The sequence below is a fragment of the Streptomyces sp. NPDC054883 genome (assembly GCF_053610645.1).
Map to the genome: position 1 here is coordinate 761 of NZ_JBSGYT010000110.1, position 693 is coordinate 1,453.

General features: G+C 52.8%; 1 rRNA gene (running past one end of the window). It reads right to left on the reverse strand.

The features are described from left to right. Positions 1 to 594: ribosomal RNA gene (locus ACWGH1_RS35150) — 16S ribosomal RNA — on the reverse strand; its annotated part reaches 760 nt to the left of the window's first position; the annotation flags it as partial. Positions 595 to 693 lie beyond the last annotated feature (99 nt).

Below are 693 nucleotides of genomic sequence, written 5' to 3' on the forward strand. Positions count from 1 at the left end.
CGCCTACGAGCCCTTTACGCCCAATAATTCCGGACAACGCTTGCCACCTACGTATTACCGCGGCTGCTGGCACGTAGTTAGCCGTGGCTTTCTGGTTAGGTACCGTCAAGGTACCGCCCTATTCGAACGGTACTTGTTCTTCCCTAACAACAGAGCTTTACGATCCGAAAACCTTCATCACTCACGCGGCGTTGCTCCGTCAGACTTTCGTCCATTGCGGAAGATTCCCTACTGCTGCCTCCCGTAGGAGTCTGGGCCGTGTCTCAGTCCCAGTGTGGCCGATCACCCTCTCAGGTCGGCTACGCATCGTTGCCTTGGTGAGCCGTTACCTCACCAACTAGCTAATGCGCCGCGGGTCCATCTGTAAGTGGTAGCCGAAGCCACCTTTTATGTCTGAACCATGCGGTTCAAACAACCATCCGGTATTAGCCCCGGTTTCCCGGAGTTATCCCAGTCTTACAGGCAGGTTGCCCACGTGTTACTCACCCGTCCGCCGCTAACATCAGGGAGCAAGCTCCCTTCTGTCCGCTCGACTTGCATGTATTAGGCACGCCGCCAGCGTTCGTCCTGAGCCAGGATCAAACTCTCCGATAAAGTAGTTTGACTGACTACGCACATCGCTGTGCGATTTTTAAAAACTGAATTAACAGGTACGTTTTGTCTTGTTTAGTTTTCAAAGATCATTTTGTTCAC